General features: G+C 41.1%; 19 protein-coding genes. 3 read left to right on the top strand and 16 right to left on the bottom strand.

The genetic code is table 11. The features are described 5' to 3' along the window. Positions 1-314: 314 nt before the first annotated feature. The 14 genes from KHN79_RS10505 to KHN79_RS10570 all read right to left on the bottom strand — a co-directional run bounded on the left by KHN79_RS10505 (position 315) and on the right by KHN79_RS10570 (position 12,820). Positions 315-1,331 (bottom strand): CDC27 family protein, encoded by a 1,017-nt coding sequence (locus KHN79_RS10505; protein WP_182008751.1) that lies wholly within the window; start codon positions 1,329-1,331, stop codon positions 315-317. A gap of 18 nt (positions 1,332-1,349) precedes the next feature. Continuing rightward, entirely contained in the window at positions 1,350-2,309 is a 960-nt protein-coding gene (locus tag KHN79_RS10510; RefSeq protein WP_182008752.1) for a type II secretion system F family protein, read from the bottom strand. A gap of 2 nt (positions 2,310-2,311) precedes the next feature. Continuing rightward, on the bottom strand, positions 2,312-3,280 hold the full coding sequence (locus KHN79_RS10515; protein WP_182008753.1) for a type II secretion system F family protein: 969 nt from the start codon (positions 3,278-3,280) through the stop codon (positions 2,312-2,314). Between the two features lie 8 nt (positions 3,281-3,288). Then, positions 3,289-4,728: a CpaF family protein gene (locus KHN79_RS10520; RefSeq protein ID WP_182008754.1), complete on the bottom strand. Its 1,440-nt coding sequence runs from the start codon at positions 4,726-4,728 to the stop codon at positions 3,289-3,291. A gap of 12 nt (positions 4,729-4,740) precedes the next feature. Next, positions 4,741-5,958, bottom strand: a complete 1,218-nt coding sequence (locus KHN79_RS10525; protein ID WP_182008755.1) for an AAA family ATPase — start codon at positions 5,956-5,958, stop codon at positions 4,741-4,743. A 10-nt stretch (positions 5,959-5,968) separates the two neighbouring features. Continuing rightward, complete coding sequence (locus tag KHN79_RS10530) at positions 5,969-6,487, bottom strand: TadE family protein (protein ID WP_182008756.1); 519 nt, start codon at positions 6,485-6,487, stop codon at positions 5,969-5,971. Next, positions 6,484-6,951, bottom strand: a complete 468-nt coding sequence (locus tag KHN79_RS10535; protein WP_182008757.1) for a TadE/TadG family type IV pilus assembly protein — start codon at positions 6,949-6,951, stop codon at positions 6,484-6,486. The genes KHN79_RS10530 and KHN79_RS10535 overlap by 4 nt, the downstream gene beginning before the upstream one ends. A 1-nt stretch (position 6,952) precedes the next feature. Continuing rightward, a complete protein-coding gene (locus KHN79_RS10540; protein ID WP_182008758.1) occupies positions 6,953-8,239 on the bottom strand; it encodes a pilus assembly protein TadG-related protein in 1,287 nt (428 codons plus the stop codon). A 31-nt stretch (positions 8,240-8,270) separates the two neighbouring features. Beyond that, on the bottom strand, positions 8,271-8,495 hold the full coding sequence (locus KHN79_RS10545; protein ID WP_182008893.1) for a hypothetical protein: 225 nt from the start codon (positions 8,493-8,495) through the stop codon (positions 8,271-8,273). A gap of 13 nt (positions 8,496-8,508) precedes the next feature. After that, a complete protein-coding gene (locus KHN79_RS10550) occupies positions 8,509-9,975 on the bottom strand; it encodes a type II and III secretion system protein family protein (protein WP_182008759.1) in 1,467 nt (488 codons plus the stop codon). Between the two features lie 7 nt (positions 9,976-9,982). After that, the gene (gene cpaB, locus KHN79_RS10555) at positions 9,983-10,732 is read right to left on the bottom strand and encodes a Flp pilus assembly protein CpaB (protein WP_182008760.1); all 750 of its coding nucleotides are present in this window, start codon (positions 10,730-10,732) and stop codon (positions 9,983-9,985) included. Between the two features lie 14 nt (positions 10,733-10,746). Continuing rightward, positions 10,747-12,054: an AAA family ATPase gene (locus tag KHN79_RS10560; protein ID WP_182008761.1), complete on the bottom strand. Its 1,308-nt coding sequence runs from the start codon at positions 12,052-12,054 to the stop codon at positions 10,747-10,749. Between the two features lie 84 nt (positions 12,055-12,138). Beyond that, on the bottom strand, positions 12,139-12,621 hold the full coding sequence (locus KHN79_RS10565) for a prepilin peptidase (protein ID WP_310648663.1): 483 nt from the start codon (positions 12,619-12,621) through the stop codon (positions 12,139-12,141). Between the two features lie 19 nt (positions 12,622-12,640). Beyond that, positions 12,641-12,820, bottom strand: coding sequence for a hypothetical protein (locus KHN79_RS10570; RefSeq protein WP_182008762.1), 180 nt, complete (start codon positions 12,818-12,820; stop codon positions 12,641-12,643). Positions 12,821-13,197: 377 nt separating this feature from the next. On the opposite strand from KHN79_RS10570, the gene KHN79_RS10575 reads away from it, so the two are divergent. Together KHN79_RS10575 and KHN79_RS10580 are read left to right on the top strand one after the other, a co-directional pair. Beyond that, on the top strand, positions 13,198-13,926 hold the full coding sequence (locus tag KHN79_RS10575; RefSeq protein ID WP_182008763.1) for an AraC family transcriptional regulator: 729 nt from the start codon (positions 13,198-13,200) through the stop codon (positions 13,924-13,926). A gap of 147 nt (positions 13,927-14,073) precedes the next feature. Beyond that, positions 14,074-15,765: an AMP-binding protein gene (locus KHN79_RS10580; RefSeq protein WP_182008895.1), complete on the top strand. Its 1,692-nt coding sequence runs from the start codon at positions 14,074-14,076 to the stop codon at positions 15,763-15,765. Positions 15,766-15,825: 60 nt separating this feature from the next. Here KHN79_RS10580 and KHN79_RS21755 read toward each other — a convergent pair whose 3' ends face one another. Further along, positions 15,826-16,035: a DUF1127 domain-containing protein gene (locus KHN79_RS21755; protein ID WP_182008764.1), complete on the bottom strand. Its 210-nt coding sequence runs from the start codon at positions 16,033-16,035 to the stop codon at positions 15,826-15,828. 98 nt (positions 16,036-16,133) lie between these two features. Between KHN79_RS21755 and KHN79_RS10590 the strand changes: the two genes are divergently transcribed. Beyond that, positions 16,134-17,060 (top strand): LysR substrate-binding domain-containing protein, encoded by a 927-nt coding sequence (locus tag KHN79_RS10590; RefSeq protein ID WP_182008765.1) that lies wholly within the window; start codon positions 16,134-16,136, stop codon positions 17,058-17,060. Positions 17,061-17,151: 91 nt separating this feature from the next. On the opposite strand, the gene fusA is transcribed toward KHN79_RS10590, so the two are convergent. Beyond that, the gene (gene fusA, locus KHN79_RS10595; protein ID WP_182008766.1) at positions 17,152-19,239 is read right to left on the bottom strand and encodes an elongation factor G; all 2,088 of its coding nucleotides are present in this window, start codon (positions 19,237-19,239) and stop codon (positions 17,152-17,154) included. Between the last annotated feature and the right edge of the window lie 152 nt (positions 19,240-19,391).

Genomic DNA, 19,391 nt, shown 5'->3' on the forward strand with positions numbered 1-19,391 from the left:
AATTTAATGCGATCAATATATTAAAGGAAACAAGAACCATAAATAATTTATACTTAGAAAATAACATAACAAGCTAGATATTAGACTACATATCTAGTGTTATTACTATCGAAAATTTTCATTTGGACTCATGAATGTAAGATGAAAATTTGTTTATCTGACAATTTGATTACTTAAATCGCTCGCGAACTATACAACAATCATATATATCAAACATATATACCAAAGAAGATTTCAGCCCTCCTCCATTAAAGAAAAACCACCTAATTAAGGTGGCTTAAATAAAAACCAATAGATTAAAGTTTCATAAATGTCTATTGTATAATTACTTTGGATGTATCTCTAATAGCTCTTACCATTGCCAATGCTCGTTCTAAATTTTCATTAGCTTTCTCATAATAAGATGGGCTTTTATCTATTGCCTGCTGAAGGTACGGAATTGCCTCACTTGGCTCTCCTCTTATAATCAAAAAATAACCTACGCTGTTCAAAGCCTCGGACTGTGACATATTACGACCCAAAATGCTTAGAGCCTTTCTAGGTTCTCCCTTAGCAATCGTAATTAACCCCAGGTTATTAATCGCCTTTTTACTATTACTATTAACTCCCAACGCTGCATTGGTAAAGTGGGTAGCTCTACCATAGTCATTTGTCATGTAGTAAGAATAACCGAGGCTAACAAGTGCTTTTTCATTATAAGGTTTAATATCTAAGGCTTTGCGCAGTAAATCTTGAGCCGTTTTATGTTGATTATTGATGTCAAACAACACTCCTAAGCCAACATACGCATTCACTGGTGATTCTTCATCATACCTTAGAGTTTGGATTTTCTCGGTTGTAATTTCATTAGCTGTTATATCACCAGCCCCTCCAAGACGTATTTGATCCGCATTAATGGCACGTACATAATAACTACGCCCTACATCTTTTCGGCCTTGTTTAGTGTGTAGTTTCCCTAACTCTTCTAACGAACCAATATGGTTTGTATTTTCCGCTAGAGAAGCACGGTATGCTCTGTCTGCAAGTTCGTAATCGCCTCTAGTTTCGTGTATTCTTCCTATCGTATATAACGTTTTATCCTTATGTATACCATCGATGAATGTAAGAGAGCGTAAATATTCATATAGCGCCAAATCGGTATTATTATTCGCTAATGCCGCATCACCTCTAGATATGGCTTCTGCTTCGTCAACTGGTGGTTCATCATTAGTTAGAGACTCAACTGGCTTACCAGAATATAAACTTTTATCAAAATCCATTTGTTTTGTGTCGTTACTTACACACCCAGAAATAAATACTAAAACAAAAACAAGTAAGAATTGCTTCCACATATAAACATCCCTTTTCTATTAACCAAAGGCTTTACTTCCAGAAAAAGCTTCTGATAATGTAATTAATGATGGTCCTATCGCAACAATAAAAAAGCATGGCCATATAAACATTACCATTGGAAACATCATTTTTACCGGAATTTTAGCCGCGATTTCTTCAGCTGCTTGTTGCCTCTTATCTCGATAGTCCTCAGTATATTCTCGCAACGAGTCAACTAAACTACCTCCAACACGTGACGCATGACTTAACATACTTACTAGCCCCATGAATTCGACTAGACCAGTCCTAACAATCATTTCTCGAAGACTGTCGGGCATAGATTTACCTGCTTGAATTTTCGCACAAACAGTGTCGATCTCATCCGCTAGTTCTGGATGAGATATTACCATTTCATTCGCAACTCGTCGTAAAGATGCATTAAAACCTAATCCGGATTCAGTACAAACCACTAATAAATCAAGCATATCAGCGACACCTGCACGTATCTTATTCTGACGTTTTTTAGCTAATTTTTTCAAAATAATATCAGGAAAAATGAGCCCAATAAAAGCACAAGAAGCCATATAAAAATATAACTTGTTATTCTCTGGAAGTGAAATGTAAAGAACTAAAGCTATTAGCATCCCTAAAATTGTAGACAACGACTTAATTGAATAAAAAAGGGACAAAGAGTTTTTTTGATGGAATCCCGCATGCATCAATAGAGCACGCGAGGAGTCTCGATCTTTATCATTATTCGAAGAGGTAAGCGGAGCTAACGACTCTAAACTATTCATCACTTTTTCGCTAGCATATATGCTTTTTGACTTATCTACAGTAGATAATTGCGCCATTCTTCGCTTTACTGGAGAATTAACGCCTATTACAATATAACCAACCGTCATCACCACGAGTACCGTTGTTAGCAAGACAAACAGTATAAATAGAGTTTCTTTGTTTATATTGAGCGTCGAAATTAAATCATTTATTACGTCCATACCTACACCTCAAAATTCACAATCTTGCGAATCCACATCGAACCGATGAATAAGGAGACCATACCACCTATTATCATTTTCACACCTGTTGGGTGATTATGTAAAATAGAAATATAGTCTGGTTTCAATATAGATATAAGGATATACATCGCGAATGGAGCAAGCACGAGAACCCACGCAGACATCCTTGACTCAGCAGAAATAGTTTTTATTTTTCTTGCTAGTTTAAACCGCTCTCGTAGTACGCGTGAAAGCTTCTCTATATTTTCCACTAAGTTACCACCAGTCTCTTTTTGTAATAAGACCGCACTTGAAAAAGCCATCATAGAAACAGTTGGAACACGCTCACTCATTTGCATAATAGCTAAGCGCATGTCATATCCATAATTAAGTAAACTAAAGGTATTTTTAAACTCAGGTCCGATAGGAGCTGGCATTTCCTTGCCAACCTCACCAAAAGCCTGATTTATCGGTTGACCAGCTTGCAGAACACGCTTAATGATATCCAACGCTTCTGGTAATTGCTCCTCGAACTTCATTAATCGATCAGCAATTCTTTTGTGAATAAAAAAGTATTCGACAATCCAAATCGTAACAGCACAGCCCAGACTTATATACCAAGTCTGATTGAAGAACATTAATACTAGCGCACTAATCACACCACCGATGAAGAAAAAAAATAGAAACTTACCAAAAGGGATATTTATACCTGCAAGTTCTAGTTTCTTTTTAAACACTTCAAACAAAGAGAAGCGAATTAAAAAACGTTCAAAAGAGGATAAGTTCTTAAGAGAGTTCTCTTTTAAGAGAGAAACACTTTCCTGATCAATATTTTTATGACTCTCTTTTATTCTCTGTACTAAATGCCGGTGTTTTACTTTTTTACCTGCTGAAGGCATGATCAATGCTTGGCTAATAAAAAACACTGATAAAAATAGCAACAGCAGGAATAGTGGTAATTGACCTCCCATAAAGCCTCCTAGCGAACTTTCTCGTTAAATATTTCAAACGGAAGATCCAAGCCTCTTTTAATCAGTTGATCGTGGCAGGCAGGTACAATACCTGTAGATATATAATCGCCTATTACATTGCCATTCTCATCCATACCTTGTCTTTGAAACTTAAATATTTCCGACATAGTGATCACTTCGCCTTCCATGCCATTGATCTCCTGGATACTGACCATACGACGCTTACCATCTTCTTGCCTGTCCATTTGAACAACTAGATTTATTGCTGAAGCAATTTGAGATCGTAGGTTTTTCGTCGAAACATTCCACCCTGCCATAGAGAACATGTTTTCTACACGACTTAGGGCATCTCTCGGCGTATTGGCGTGAATTGTAGCCAGTGAGCCATCATGACCGGTATTCATAGCAGCGAGCATATCTACTGCTTCGCTACCCCGCACCTCACCGAGTACAATTCTATCCGGCCTCATACGAAGCGAGTTTTTCACCAGTTCACGCTGAGATATTTCTCCCTTACCTTCAATATTGGGTGGTCTCGTTTCCAAGCGAACAATGTGAGGTTGCTGCAGTTGCAACTCTGCTGAGTCCTCTATTGTTACTATTCTCTGATCAGAAGGTATATATCCCGACAAAATATTAAGGGTAGTCGTTTTACCTGAGCCAGTACCCCCGGAAATCAAAATGTTCAGTTCACCAACTACCGCAGCATTTAAAAATTTTGCCATCTGCGCAGAAAGCGAATTTAAACTTAACAAGTTATCCATGTTCAAGCGTTCGACTGCAAATCTACGAATCGAAACTGAAGCGCCATCGATGGCAAGAGGTGGAATAATTGCGTTAAAACGGGAACCATCTTTTAGACGAGCGTCGACCATAGGAGAAGACTCGTCTATTCGACGTCCAACCTGGCTAACGATTCGATCAATAATACTGCGTAAATGTCTGTCATCGAGAAAAGTGTGCGGCGTTTTTTCTAATTTTCCGAATCGTTCTACGAAAATACTTTTCGGCCCATTAACAAGAATATCAGAAACCGACGTGTCAGCTAGTAAAGGCTCCAATGGTCCCAAACCGAAAATCTCATCTTCAATCTGACGGATCATTCGGCTTCTAGCTTCAGAGCTAAGTGGATGTGTCTGGTCTTCAGCAAGTAAGTGTATCACTGCTTCACGTAGCTCTTTTTTCGCCTTATCTTCTTGCAGGTGCGAAAGTAAACCCAAGTCTAAAGTATCCAGTAGTTTTCCATGGTAATAGTGCTTAATCGACTGATCATGTTCTAACTGCTTTCTCTCCGCTTCCATCTTGAGTAATTTTTCCTCAATCACTGAGGAGTTTGGCAGATTAATTTTGTCTGAGCCTTCAACTGGCTCTAAACTAGCATCAGCCTTAGCACTCAGCAGTTCAGCACCGGAAAGGTTACTACCAACATTTTTTCTTTTATAAAACATAACGACTCCCTGCTAAGAAAATAGTTTACCGAACCAGTTTTTTGTGTCTTTTTCTGTTGGTTTTTCTAAGTGATGTGATATATCAATTAACGAAGACTTAATAGCGCTATTTTTCTTCGACTGCACGATAGGTTTACCTAAATTTGAACATTCCATTGAGATCGAGAAGTTATTCGGAACTAAAAGCATTTCTCGGTTAGGGAGAGTTTTCTCTATGTCTTTAACAGTAATTGAGTTTTTTTTCTCATAGCGGTTAATAACAAGTCTCACTTGATCGCCAGATAAACCGTAGTCAAGTTGTAGAGATTTAATATAATTTGTGGCATGTTTAATTGAAGCAACATTCTGTTGCATAACTAGAAAAATATAAGACGCAGGAGAAACGATATGCTGGAATACATGTTCAATTCCGTGAGACATATCAACAATAACGTGCTGATAATAATGACGTAAAAGAGGAATTAATTCACTAACTTTTGTAGCTCTATCATAATTATCTTTTATATTTTCAGGACTAAAGCATAGATAATTCACACCAGAACTATGTGTGTGTACTAATCCTTCGAGTGATAACTCATCAAGATCATTCATCGTATCAACGACATCATTTATACTGTATTTGGGTTTACTGCTCAGGTAATCAGTGGCATCACTAAACTGCATTCCTAAGTCAATAAGGAGAACCTTGCCCTTTGAATACTCTGATAATGCAATTGCCGTATTCAATGCTACTGTCGTTGCTCCAGAGCCACCTTTAGTATTAATAAATAGTGATAGTTCCCCTAATTTATTGCTGGAGGCTTTATCCATCGCTATATCTTCTAAAAGTGGGAGTAACTCATAGAAACTCACTTCGTGATTGAAATAATCTGAAGCCCCTAACTTCAGTGCTAGCTTTAGTGATGTAGTATCGTGCTCATCACCAAAAACCACTAACGCTGTTTGATTATTTTGTATATCGCCTTCATTAGAATATATATTAGCTACTTTTTTCGCCCAATTATCTCCAGCCTCAATATAAATGACATCAGGAGTTCTCCTTTCTCCGTTCCCAGATATTTCATTCAAGTCAAGCCATTCTATTTTAACACTGATACATTTTGATAGTTCTTCTTCCATAGTACGTTTGAATTCACTTGTTGCATAAATAACCCAAATAGTAATATTTGTCTTTAGGGTATGAATGCTAACTGACTCAAATTCTTTATTTAATTCTACTGGTTTTAACATAAGGACTCCATCAACAATCTTCTACTGAATCAAGCCCAGATTCAGGCCTTAATACACCTAGGCTTTCAGCGGGTAGAATTGTTTCAAACTCTGGACTGGCACCAATGGCATTTATTAATAATGATAAAACTAAAAATTTGAAAGTATAATCAGCCTCAGCTTTAACAAATCGAATATTGGAGAATATAGGATTTAAAGTATCTACATCCGCAGGGGGAGAAGTGAGAAATCCTGAAACATCTACGTCATTACCATATTTATCCAGATAACTTATTGTTAAGTTTCCCGAGGAAAAATTTGGGGGGTATAAACTTTCAATTGCAGGTAACGACGATATATCATCACGATCTGCTATGTAGCAAACTGTAGCCAATCGAGCAGCCCTTCTTGTCACTTCATTTGCCATCTGTATTGAGTAAAAATAAAGAGCAAACTCTAAAATCGAGAATATTACCAATAAAACAGCTAACGCTATTAAAGTAAATTCAACCTGAGTTACTCCTTTTTGCCTAAAATTCCATTTACTCATGGCGCGGTCCTCATTTTGCTAGTTGCACCAATAGTGAAAGAAAGAGAACTATTAGAAAAGGGCAAACTGCTAAATATAGGAACGTAAGTATAATAAGTCGATATCACCACTTCTTTTGAAGTTGATGTTGGAGCCGTAACAATCACATCCGTTGTGTCAATATATTTAACAACTTTACTATCACCTTGAGAGGGGATAGGCTTTCCGTATACCACCATATTTTTAATAAGGTCTTCATCAGCAATACTACCGAAATCAAGTGTACCGTAGGTATCAACAACGGCATACCGAACACCATTTTGCAAAGCTTTGTTTATTTCGGTGTACTGAACAAACGCACGACTCACGTCTATAAGTAACGCAGTTAACATCAGCAATACAGGCAAACAAATAATAAACTCGAGTGCAGCTAGGCCAGTCTGATTGTTTCTACCCAATAGCAGGACATTAATTGGCGCGCCCATATTATGACTCTCCACTTAATGGATCTTTATATAGTTGAATTTTATAGGGTCCTATAGTGTCACTCGGGTCTATACCTGTAGACGCATTCTTTACGGTACAATCTTCCAGAAATTGACCATATATTTCTGATTCATTGCCTTTACTTTCAACTTGTTGGGTAATAAAAAAGCAGCCTATACCATAGACTTTTAGATCCATTGAACCACCTGGTTTAGGGGTGTTGTCACAATTTACTATAGGCACCCTTAATACTCTTCTACCTATTTGCCCTGAAGCCTCATAATATTGCGAATTACAAGCCCCACCCGACTCACAAGATTTCAGAGATGAGTAATAGTCTGCATAGTAAAATGCGTTTTCCGTATTATTTTCATATTCAGACTTATAGTTTTCGTAAGTTACATTCGACTCTTCCAGATATTTGTCCGGTTTAATCTCTTCCCCCGTGTCAGTCACATTATTAGCCGTTGTGTCAAATCGAGTGTTTAACCCTTGGGCTACGGGTCCAGTACCTTTACCTGTTTCTGTTGATACGGTATCCCCGACAGAGCGACAAATGTCAGTAGCACCTGCGAGCATATCTCTAACCGTTTTTTTACCAGAGCCGAAGTCTAAAAGGTGGTAATTCCCCGCACCGATTCCCCCATCCTTATGGCTGGAAGGTTTCAATACATGAATCGTTTCTGCAAGTTTGTCAGATTTAGCATCATAGTAAGGGTTAGAACTTGGTATATATCCCCATGCCAGATCCGTAGAAGTGCCATCTCCGCAAATGCCTATCGGCGATAAATTACAAGTTGCTGTTATAGGTGCACTTGGTCCCGCTACCGCACTGGCTGACACGTTTTTTCCAACACTAAAAATGAAACTGAGGTACTGAGTTAAAGAGACATCACTAACAGCAACTCTTACATAAATATCACTGTCAGTGCCGATTTTAAAACTACCCGCCTCTACAAAATTTTGCATATCATTAGAGAAGGTAACCGAGATATTTTCCCCTGTGTAAGTCAACTCGTGGTTACCATCACCTGATGCAAAACTATTTAAAGCATCAATAGCAGCTGCTTTCGCTAAATCTACATCTGTAGTATTTTCAGCAACTACTGCTGAGGCCAATGCTGCGGAGTCCACTGCATTTTGCAAACGTGCTTTATTCAGGACTTGGTGATTTAAATCCATCGCAAAAGCCCCCATACCTATCAATATCAGCAAAATCATACTGATCAGTACTAACGTTATCCCGTGCTGGGAACGTCTAGTTGCTATTAGTTTTGGAAATCCCATAGCAGCCTCCGAAATGACTTAGTAACCTGACTTACTTTTTCTTAGCAGAGCCATTATTGTTGTACACTTTTATGCTAGTTTGTGTACGCTCACCGCTTCCCTCAGGTAGGTAATCTACGTTTTCGTACCACGCATTTGGGTTAAGAGTCTGTTCTGTGTGTAGTTGGCTCAAAGCCGCACCCAATTTTGGTTCGTTCGCACAGCCCGTGAGACTAAGCAACGTAAAACAAATGGCTAACTTCATTGTATTTTTCATCATTGCTTTCCCTCTATAAACTGTGTCCGAACTGGCCGTCTGTACCACCTTCTCCGATTGCGTATTGATAATCAGATTCACTAAGGACATTTGCGCTTGTGCCCTTATTTAATTGATATTTATCGAAGTCAAGGCTGGCACCTTTGCCAAGAAGATAGAATTCAATATCATTAGGGCTGACAAACCCATCTGTTGGCAGAGTAATCTTACGTCTGTCAACTGGTTTCGCTAATCGAGGGGTCACTAAAATAACGAGTTCTGTTTCACCTGAAGTAAACTGTTCGCTCTTAAACAGACGTCCCAATATCGGTAGATCTGCTACTCCTGGCAAACCTTCATCAACATTACGGGAGTTTTCGCTGAGTAACCCTGCAATTCCCATAGTCTGACCGTCTGCTAGTTCAAGCGTACTTCCCGCACGCCTAGTAGTTAGAGGTGGAATATAATATGCTGAATTAGTATCGCCTACGCTATAAGTGACTACACCAGACGTAGCTAATTCGCTTACACTGACATTAAGTTTTAAGTTTATTTTCTTATCGCTAAGGATATACGGTACAAAATCTAGCGATACGCCATATTCTTTATAGTCAATGGTAATTCCATCTTCGTTCGGAACGGGGATTGGAAACTCACCACCAGCAACAAATTCAGCTTTTGTGCCACTGAGCGCCGTTAGGCTAGGTTCTGCCAGAACCTTTGCTACACCGTTTTGTTTGGCAATATCAAGGGCGAACGTAAATAGGGTATTGCTGTCTAGGAATGATCCTAGGAATCCAAATTCATTGACCCCAGCGTTACCGCTCAATATAGGACCGATATCATCTATCGCGCCACCAATCGTTGTTGTTCCCCAAGTAATATCGCCACTTTTCTGAAAAAAGTGAAAATTTGAGTCGAAAGTACGCACTAATGAACGTTGAACTTCGGCAACCGTAACTTCAAGAGTTACTTGCTGAGCACCACCGATAGAAAGCAAGTTAATAACAGAGCTTTCATTCTCTTCATCTTCACTTTTATCTACTGGTTTACCTGCAGCAAATGTTTCAGCTACTTTAATTGCCACATCCATATTTTGTTGGCTGCTCACCAACCCACGTAATACGATTTTGTCTTGAGTGCTATGAACTTCGATTTTTTCGCCGGGCAAGAATTGATAGAGTTTAGACTTTAGTGTATTTAAGTCGTGAGTCACTTCCACATTAAAAGACTCAATAATTCTCCCACTACGATCCCAAACTGACACATTGGTGGTACCTAACTTTTTACCAATCAAATACAACTCATTAGATTTAAGTACCAAAATATCTAAAACTGTCGGATCACCTAACGTAACTTTTTTAGCTTTTCCGGATATCATTAGTTGCGTTGATTGGTGGTGAGGCACACTGACAACTCGCCCTGACTGAGCAGCTGCATAGACAGTGACACTGGCGAAAACCATTATTAAGTGGCTCAAAATTAGTATTGTTCTTTTCATAATTCACCTAATTAGTCACGCGTACATTAGAAGTTTTGGAGCCTTTAATAACCGTCACACTTGGTCTCGGGGTATAAACTCTGACTGGTGGGGCTTTATCTATGGTTAATGGATTTCTTAATGCGAGCTGAATTCGACCTTTACTATTTTCAGTTAGTAGTTTCTCTGCTTCTTGTGGGCTAACTTCCAAAGTTACAGCACGAACAATCACGGGTTTGTTGTCCTGAGTTCTTGCAGTCTGGTCCACTGCGAGTACCTTTATATTTTTCAAAACTGTTCTCGTAGAGACAGAATTGTCTTTACCTTTTGTATTAAGCACATCGACTTTATTTCCTGGCAATAGGAAGCCCGCAACACCAATAACATCGTTTACACGTATTGTAAGCGCACGCTTATCTTCCGGAATCATAGCTGCCAAGGTAACCCCTTCACCTAATACGGCTATTCGGTTGGGGTTAACTAACTCCCCTTCATAAATTGAGTTAGCGACTACTTTACCTACAGCCTGGGAAGGTTCTTTGAGCGTCAACTCATCAATCCAGTCAACTTCCATTAGCCTGGTCTTAAGGTGCTTTTCTTCAATGATAACTCCCGGCTCTAACTCCATTGCTGCAACTAACACCGGATGTCGCTCGACCTCTTCAAGTTTTACTGTTGGCTGTGTTTGATTAGCTAACCACTGTTGAGCAATCATCACTGCCCCCAATCCAAAAGCGATTGACAGCAGCAACAGCATGGCAATTTGTGTCTTACTCATGTCATCCCTCTCCGTTATTCATCTACAGTAAAATAGAGCGCCCAAGCGCGCTTGAGTGTCTCTGTGGATACCTGATTTCCTATTTCTTCAAACATTAAAATATCGCGGCTAATTCCCAATATATCCTTTGGAAGGCAAGGGAAATAACCTGTATTCGTTTCATCATGAAGCTGTATTAACTGTTCAAAAAAGCCTTCTTCCAGACTCAGCTGATTACTTTTTGCCAACTCCATCCATAATTGACAGTATTCTTCGACCCATAGAGGCTTAAACTCAATCTTGTAGCCGATACGGCGTAAAAATGCCGGATCTGCAATCGAACTGGGCGATAAATTGGATGAAAAAGCGAGCGTAAGTAAAAACGGGACCGATATTTGCTGTCCATTAGGCAGTCCCAGGTGATCGACACAATACTCCATAGGAACAATCCATCGGTTGAGCAATGTGGCAACTGGCATTGGCTGACGGCCCAAATCGTCAATGACTAAAATACCGTTGTTGGCCATCATCTGAAGCGGTGCAATCCAGACTCGATTATGTTCACTGTGGTTAACTTCCAGCATATCCATGGTGAGCTCACCTCCAACCTGAATATTTGGTCGCTCACATAACACCCAACGTTTATCGTAATGCTCTACAAGTTTCAGGTAAGATTTACTGTGAGAATTATCTACTCGCTTGTGGTGATGTTCAGAGAACACTTTAATAATGTTTCCGTCGGAAAATACGGCATAGGGTATATAGACAGATGTATTCAGTGCATTAAGTACTCTTGCTGCAACATAACTTTTACCCGTGCCTGCGTGGCCATATAAAAGTAACGCTCGACCAGAGTTGATTGCAGCTCCCAACACAGGTGTAATACGATCTGCACCATAGACATCTTCAAGAGCACGCTCAACCGCAGGGCGCGTAATAGGTTGATTACGTAGATTTTGCTGCTCAACTATTTGCCAGTATTGCTCTAATGAAACAGGTACAGGCCCGAGATATGCTTCTCTTTGAAATGCTAGCTCAGATTCAGCCATGCCGAGTTCCGTTAAACCATAACGAATATTTGAGTATGAACTTGTTGCATTTAATGGTTGATAAACTTCTACCATACTGCGGGCACGTAGGTGTGCTAACGCCGTCTCAATAATGGTCGATACAACACACATCCTATTAGAAAGTTCTACCAAGTCTGATTTCGGATAAGCTGACAGATGTTTGAGAAGCAAATGCTCTATCACCACTGAAGGAATACCCAACAGCTCTTCTGATGTGGGAACTGGTGGCGGGTCAATTTGAGGCACCAGATTGTCTCTTGAGACATTAGTCATAGGCTGCACCCTCCTGGTGTTAGCGCTACCTCTCGTCGGCAAACGATGCCGAACAGAATCCTTTCTAATTTCAAAATATTATGTCTACTGAATATAAAAATAGTAAGCCAAGCCAACTACAATTGCTGGTGCAAACGGAATAACCAGAGGTTGCTTAGCCCTCCATCCTGGAGTCAGTTTCTGTATTGCATAAGCTTTGAGTTGCTCTGCTATCGTTTCATAAGAAGATGCTGTGTGTAACGCAAGGTAAAACAGACTCATTACACCGCCAGCTAAAACGATATAGGGTGTGACTTCTAACATAGCTTCAGTTCCTAGCCAGAGACCAATTACTGCCAAGAGCTTTACGTCCCCACCAGCCATAACTTTGCATACGTACAACCCAAGGCAAACTGCAAAGGTAATCAGAAAGCCTTTGAGTTGAAACCACCATTGCATCTCTGTTTGCAGTAATATATCTACAGATACAGCTACAAACAGAAAAACTATTAACTGGTTTGGAATACGGTGTCTCTGTGCATCAGAGACACCGATCGCGGTTAGCAAAAACCAAATTACGAAACTCATAACTATGCGTTATATCGTCTTAGCTAACTTTGCTTTGGATTTTCGTTGATACATCCCCAAAGGTAGTCGCGAGTTTCGTCCAAAAGTCTAGAGTCAACATTGCACTAACAATCAAAGCTGCACCAAGAATGTACTCAAGTAAGGTCAAGCCTTCTTCATCATTCCAGAAGTTTTTTACTGCTTGTGTAAATTTATTCATTTTCCATTCCCCTTTAAGACCCTTTCGAAAGTCTTTATTCAGTATTGAGTTTTATTACATCCCTTAACGAAACATTCAAAACGACGACGTTTCAGAACTAAGTTAGGTCAGCAAAGTGTTAGAGCGTTAGGATATTTATGACTTTAATTAGCACTTTTTTGCCACTCCTGCTCCACCTCCCATTATTTAGTTACCTACAACTAAAAAAATAAATATATGGGACAATAATCACACTAATTGTTAACTTTTTGTTCATATAATTGCTTATTAGCTGTACCTAAATAAACGAAAGTACTAGTGGAAGTTCAAGGATTGAGTTTCTGTCAGTCAAAAACAATTACAAACATTCACAAGAAAAAGCAGAATGGGTTATGTCTATGGATAGGATGATTATGGCTTGTTGGATAGGAGATCCACTACAGTCATTACCTGAGCATTGCCGCTCAGCATTTGAACAGCATTTTGAGTTTCGCAATCAAAACAGCGATATATCAGTTCTTAGTGATAAATCGTGTGATTACGTCTTTTATCATATTGGCAGCGAGAGTGACGGGCTTTTACAAGGTGTCGTTACGATGTGTGAGAATTTGGACAAGAAGCTGATCGTTGTCCGCTCAGCCAATAATAAATGCGAATTACCTCCGGAACATATTTCCGCCGAATATTACACGCTAGATGAGACGACTCTTCCTCTCTGGCTCCTGCAAATAAAGATGAAATACTTTGTCTGCCCAACCCGAAATGAAATCGTAGTACAGCGTAATACAAGCAACCCGGCACAGGGTAAGCCAAACTTTGCTGAACACGTTGTTGACTATATCTCGAACAATATAGACAAGGACATAAGCCAGGAAGAAGTCGCAGCACGTTGTCACTACTCGCCAACCTACTTTTCCAAAATGTTCCACCGAGAAGTCGGCATGTGCTTTCGCGACTATGTGACTGCAAAACGGATTTCGCTGGCAAAGAAAATGCTGACTCAGGATGAGTCCACCAAGATAGCTTACATCGCCTATCAATGCGGCTATCAGGATGTTTCCTATTTCTCGCGGATATTTAAGAAGAAAACCGGACTGTCTCCCGCCAGTTACCGTCAGCAGTACTGATCTCCGATTAAATAGCGCTAATTCCATTTAGCGCTATCTTGCCCGCATATTTCATAAAAATGCATTCCCGTGTCGCTAACTCACGTGCTAAAGTTAACAATAAATTAACAATTACAAGTACAACGAGAAGACATGGAGTCACTAATGATGCATAAGCCGAACATCAGCAGCCCTGCTGGTTGCACTCTCCCTCCGCCAAATGAAATGATTCTTAAGTGGGCTGAAGAGCGTCCGAAAGAGGTTTACTTAAAACAAATAATCAACCGTGAGTTTGTAGAGTTTACTTATGCGGAAGTTGCCGATCAGGCGCTTAAATTGGTCAGCGCATTAAGAAAGCTCGGCATCCAGCCCGGCGATAAGGTCGCGTTAATATCAAAAAACTGCGCCGAATGGTTCATATGCGATCTGGCATTGATGTTGGGTGACTACGTCAGCGTCCCTATCTTCCCGACTGCCGGTGCAGATACCATTAAATACTGCATCACGCACAGTGAAAGTAAGGTGTTGATCGGCGGTAAGCTGGATGATGCCAAAGCGACTCAGCAAGTACTTAACGAGATGAGTGAGCTTATCAGCATCGCGCTGCCTTATGACACAGCACCTAAATCTCAGTATCAATATGCAAAACTGATTGCTAATGAAGTGCCGAGTGAAGAGCGTCCGCAACATTACGACGATAAGCTGATGTCTTTGGTGTATACATCGGGGACTTCGGGCTTACCGAAAGGAGCGATGTTGACCTATGGCGCTTTCAGTTGGTCTGTCCAACAACTGATTAATCATATTGGCATTCAACCAAACGACCGGTTGTTCTCTTACTTGCCTCTGGCACACATTACTGAGCGCGTTTATATCTTTGGCTCTTCGATAATGGGCGGCGTACCAACCGCATTCCCTGAGTCACTCGATACCTTTATTGAAGATGTCAAAATGCATCGCCCGACGCTATTTATCTCAGTGCCTCGATTATGGACACTCTTCCAGCAACGTATTCAGGACAAACTGCCACAAAAGGCCCTGAACATTATCCTCAAGATACCGGTTGTTAACTCACTAATTAAGAAGAAACTGGCTGTTGGCCTGGGGTTAGATCAGGCTCGTGTATTAGGTTGTGGTTCAGCTCCGGTATCACCGGCGTTATTAAAGTGGTACCACAGTGTCGGACTCAACATCACTGAAGCGTGGGGCATGACAGAGTCTTTCGCTTACAGCACCATCAACTACCCGTTCAGAGCAGACAAGATCGGAACCGTTGGTAATGCAGGCCCGGGGATTGAACTCAAAATTGCTGATGACAGTGAGATTATGGTTCGCGGTAAAGGATTGTTCTCCGGTTACTATAAGAATGACATTGCTACTCAAGAGTCCTTTGACTCTCAAGGCTGGCTACACACCGGAGATATAGGTGCGATTGACAGCGACGGCTATCTTACGATTCAGGGACGTAAGAAAGACACCTTCAAAACCGCCAAAGGTAAATTTGTTTCGCCTGTCCCGATTGAAAAGAAACTTTTTGAATACAGCCGTGTAGAAATGATGTGTCTAATTGGCCTTGGTTTGCCGGGCCCGATTCTTTTAGTTGTTCCACATGATTTCCCTCACTTTGATAAAGAACGCTACGAGCGTTCAACACGTAAAGTGGTTGAGCGAATGAACCAAGAGCTTGCATCTCATGAACAAATAAAAGGCGTACTAATGATCAAGGAACCATGGAGTATCGAAAACGGCGTACTTACTCCAACTCTGAAGATCAAACGTCACGTACTTGAACAGAAATACCACGACATCGGCCACAACTGGCCAAAAGGCACGACGGTACTCTGGGAAGAAGACCTGTAAATAACAGTAACTCCTCAATGACGAAGCTTCATTGAGGAGTTCTTATTATTAGCCATAAACCTACTCTCTCCAAAACGGCTTACAGCTCTCTTTGAGAATTTCTTGCTTTTCCAGTCCAATGTCATCCCAAAGGTGTTCCGGTAATTCACTCAAGTGACGCCGCGTCCGGTAATTCCTTCTCCACAAAAAGAGTTTAGAAATAATTAACTGAATCCAGCTTTGTTCCCTCTTTATTAATCCGTATTCGCAAGGGCGCGTCATGCTTTCCATCTCTTCGGCTCCTGGTGTATTGTTGACCACTTAATAATCAGCGACTACCCTGATATCCTCAAACGATAGAATCTGCCATTGAGTTAAGGAAAACTAATGTGAAAGATCGAATGCCGCCATTACAGGGTTTGTACTATTTCTTCATCGCAGCAAAAGAAGGGAGCTTTAAAGACGCAGCCAGGAGTTTGTTTGTTACCCCCGCAGCAATTAGCCAGCAGATACGCCAGCTGGAAGAATTTTTAGGCACGGATCTGTTTGTTCGTCAGCACAGAAAAATTGTACTGACACCAGAGGGTGAGTTGCTGTTTACTCAGGCAGAGATAGGATTTAGTCATATACAACAAGGGGTTCGTCTTATAAACCAAGATCCCAACCCAAACCAGCTTTCTATCTCAACACTACCTTCATTTGCACACCACTGGCTTGTCCCCAAAATCACTGCTTTTCGACAGCGTCATCCGGAACTATCGCTATTACTGGAACCAACCAATGAGCTGGTCTCTTTTCAAGATAGTCAGATAGATTTATGCGTTCGATACGGTTTGGGAAACTACCCTAATTTAGAATCGCAATGGCTGATGGATGAGGCATTTTATCCGGCCTGTCATCCTGTTTATCAGCAAGAGCACGGTATTTATACAATCGAAGATTTGAGTAAAGCTTCACTTATCGAAGATCTTTGGCCAGATCTCGATTGGAATATGTGGTTAGAGAGACTTGGACAACAAGCGGCAAAACCATCTTTAAAATACAGCGGCTCTCACCTCGTGCTTGAGGCTGCGTTATCACTGCAAGGTGTGGCGCTGGTTAAACACAGTTTGGCGTATCAGTACTTTAGAACTGGAAAGTTGGTACGTATTGGCGATATCGCCATTAAGCCTAAATTTGCTTATTACTTATGTGCACCCAAAGGCTATCTGCAACGCCCCAAAGCGCAACTGTTTGCAAAGTGGCTCAAAGATGAGATAGATAGTTTTGAACAATCCGTTACTCGGGATTTTAAAACCATTGAGCTAACAGATTGAAGAACTTCAATTTAATTACAGCGTTTGATTTAGTATAAATAAAAAGCCCCGCACTAGGCGGGGCTTTGAAATCATAGAGTTAACTTAAGAATTACTTCTTAGCGTTACGCTCTTTAACTTCTGCGATTACTTGCTCAGCAACGTTTGCTGGACAAGGTGCGTAGTGTGCGAACTCCATAGAGAACTGACCACGACCAGAAGTGATAGTACGTAGGTGACCGATGTAGCCAAACATTTCTGATAGAGGAACGTCTGCTTTAATACGAACACCAGTAGCACCAGCTTGTTGGTCTTTGATCATACCACGACGACGGTTAAGGTCACCGATTACGTCACCAACGTTGTCTTCTGGAGAGAATACGTCAACGTTCATGATAGGCTCAAGAAGCTGTGCACCCGCTTTAGGCATAGACTGACGGAATGCGCCTTTCGCAGCGATTTCGTAAGCGATAGCTGAAGAGTCAACTGCGTGGAAGCCACCGTCGAATAGTTCAACTTCTACGTCTAGAGTTGGGAAGCCAGCTAGAACACCAGTGTCCATCATGCTAGCGAAGCCTTTCTCTACTGCAGGCCAGAATTCTTTAGGTACGTTACCACCAACAACTGTTGATTTGAACGTGAAGCCAGAGTTTGGCTCACCTGGTTTGATACGGTAGTCGATCTTACCGAACTGACCAGAACCACCAGACTGTTTCTTATGCGTGTAGCTGTCTTCGATTGCTTGAGTGATAGTTTCACGGTAAGCAACCTGAGGAGCACCTACTTCTAGCTCAACGCCGTAAGTACGCTTAAGGATATCAACTTTGATGTCTAGGTGAAGTTCGCCCATACCTTTAAGGATGGTTTCGCCTGAATCTTCATCAGTCTCAACTTGGAATGAAGGATCTTCTGCAACCATTTTACCGATCGCGATACCCATTTTCTCAGTTGAACCTTTGTCTTTTGGAGCAACAGCAATTGAGATTACTGGCTCTGGGAAGATCATTGGTTCTAGAGTACATTCGTGCTTAGGATCACATAGAGTGTGACCAGTTTGAACGTTCTTCATACCAACAACAGCGATGATGTCACCAGCTTGAGCTTCAGTGATCTCGTTACGGTCGTCAGCTTGCATTTCACACATACGGCCGATACGCTCAGTTTTACCTGTCGCAGCGTTAAGGATAGTGTCACCCTTCTTCATGCGGCCAGAGTAAATACGGATGAACGTTAGCGCGCCGAAACGGTCGTCCATGATCTTAAATGCTAGAGCACGTAGTGGCTCGTCTGCAGATACAGTCGCAACTTCACCAGTTGGCTCACCAGTTTCAGGATCTGTTAGAGGCTGAGGATCAACTTCTGTTGGAGAAGGTAGGTAATCTACAACAGCGTCTAGTACTAGCTGAACACCCTTGTTCTTGAACGCAGAACCACAGAATGTTGGGAAGAATGCTAGATCACGAGTACCTTTACGGATACAACGTTTTAGATCTTCGATAGAAGGCTCTTCACCTTCCATGTACGCTTCCATTAGGTCATCGTCTTGCTCTACCGCAGTTTCGATTAGCTCTTCACGGTAAGCTTCAACGTCGTCAACCATGTCAGCAGGAACGTCTTGAACTTCGTAGTTCTCTGGAAGACCTGAGTCATCCCATACGTATGCTTTACGAGATAGCAGATCAACAACACCAACGAAGTCATCTTCACGACCAATTGGAAGAACCATTACTAGTGGGTTTGCCGCTAGTACGTTCTTAACTTGGTCAACTACGTTGAAGAAGTCTGCACCCATACGGTCTAGTTTGTTAACGAAGATCAGACGAGATACTTCTGATTCGTTCGCGTAGCGCCAGTTAGTTTCTGACTGAGGCTCAACACCACCAGAACCACAGAATACACCGATACCACCATCTAGAACTTTAAGTGAACGGTATACTTCTACTGTAAAGTCAACGTGTCCCGGAGTATCGATAACGTTTAGGCGGTGGCCATTCCACTCACAAGTTACCGCAGCTGATTGGATTGTAATACCACGCTCAGCTTCCTGCTCCATGAAGTCAGTTGTAGACTCACCGTCGTGTACTTCACCAGTTTTGTGGATTTTACCAGTAAGCTTTAGAATACGCTCAGTGGTGGTAGTTTTACCCGCATCAACGTGCGCGAAAATACCAATGTTTCTGTACTTTGATAAATCTGCCATTGTCTTACTCTGTTTATAAGGTATAAATTGCGCGCAGAGTATAACACAATCTGTCAAGACTGATACCCTTGCGTGCAGATGGACGAAAAAAATTTTTAACCTAAATTTTCCATCCTCAAATAATAGCCAAACATAACGATCTGTGTGCTTTA

It is taken from the genome of Vibrio sp. B1FLJ16 (assembly GCF_905175385.1).
Lineage (GTDB): Bacteria > Pseudomonadota > Gammaproteobacteria > Enterobacterales > Vibrionaceae > Vibrio.